Raw genomic sequence first — 1,219 nt, 5'->3', positions numbered from 1 at the left:
CGAGCGCGCGTCGCCACCCGGGCCGCAGCGCGCGGCCGGCGCGCTCGAGCCAGCGCGAGCGGGACAGGGCGACGGCGTCCGGCTGCGGCGGGGAGAACTCGGGGCGGCCGTAGCCGTTGCGCACCGCGGCGCCGACCTGTCCCGCGACCGCAGCGAGGCCCGTGGCGTCCGCGAGCGCGTCGACCTCGTCCTCGACGGCGGTGCTCATCGTCCAGGGCACCTCGCCGGGGATCTGCTCGAGCAGGAGCGCCCCCGCACGGTCGAGCTCGCCGGCGACGCGGCTCGCGGCGACGCTGCGCCGCGCGACCGCCTGCTCGAGCAGCCCGCGGAGCTCGTCGAGCCCCTCGCCCGTGCGCGCCGAGACTTTCGTCACGTAGACGCCCGACAGCCCGTCCTCCTCCAGGAGCCGGCACATGTCGGCCACGAGCGCGTCGCGCCGGCTCTCGGGCACGGTGTCGATCTGGTTGAGCGCCACCACCATCGACCCCTCGAGGCCACCGGACTTGCGCAGGTAGCCCGAGTGCAGGGCGTCGTCGGCGTACTTCTGCGGGTCGACGACCCACACGAGCAGGTCGACGAGGGGCAGGACGCGGTCGACGACGGCGCGGTGCGCGGGCTCGATCGAGTCGTGGTCGGGCAGGTCCAGCAGGACGAGCCCGCCGAGCCCGGCCTCGTCGTCGCCGTCGAGCTCGCCGTCGCGCGTGATGCGCCGCTCGGGGTCGACCTCGAGCCAGTCGAGGAGCGCCGTCGCGGCCCCGCTCCACGAGCACGCGGTGACGCGCGCCGTCGTGGGCCGCTTGACCCCGACGTCGGCGAAGTCGAGGCGCGTCACGCGGTTGAACAGGCTCGACTTGCCGGAGCCGGTGCCGCCCGCGAGCGCGACGACGGTGTGGTCGACCCCGAGCGCGAGGCGCTCGCGCACCCCGGCGATCGCGTCGCGCACCTGGGCCGCGACGGCGGGGTCGAGGCGGTCGCCCGCGAGGTCCACCGCGCGCGCGAGGTCGTCCGTCCGGGCGCGCAGCTGGGCGTCGTGGGACGTCACATGAGCCTCCTCAGCTCGGCGAGTCGTAGGCGCAGGCCGGCGGACGCGTCGCCCGCGAGCGCGGGCACGTCGAGCGCCGCGAGCACCGGCTCGGCCTCCCGGTCGACCGTCGCGGCGGCGCGGTCGGCCAGGTCGGCGGTGAGCGCAGCGAGGGCCTCGTCGGCGGTGCCGGGCAGG

At 77.0% G+C, this 1,219-nt stretch carries 1 protein-coding gene and 1 pseudogene; both read right to left on the bottom strand.

Annotation, left to right across the window (positions count from 1 at the left end):
* On the bottom strand, positions 1 to 1,042 hold a 1,042-nt coding region (locus JZ5iCDA_RS17565), incomplete at its 3' end, for a GTPase (RefSeq protein WP_069388247.1).
* A pseudogene (locus tag JZ5iCDA_RS19295) lies at positions 1,039 to 1,219 on the bottom strand (GTPase); the annotation flags it as partial. The gene JZ5iCDA_RS17565 and the pseudogene JZ5iCDA_RS19295, both read right to left, overlap by 4 nt.

The sequence above is a fragment of the Cellulosimicrobium cellulans genome (assembly GCF_001722485.1).
GTDB classification, from domain to species: Bacteria; Actinomycetota; Actinomycetes; order Actinomycetales; family Cellulomonadaceae; genus Cellulosimicrobium; species Cellulosimicrobium cellulans_A.
Note: the sequence above shows the minus strand (reverse complement) of the source record. Positions and strands in the feature narration are given on the sequence as shown.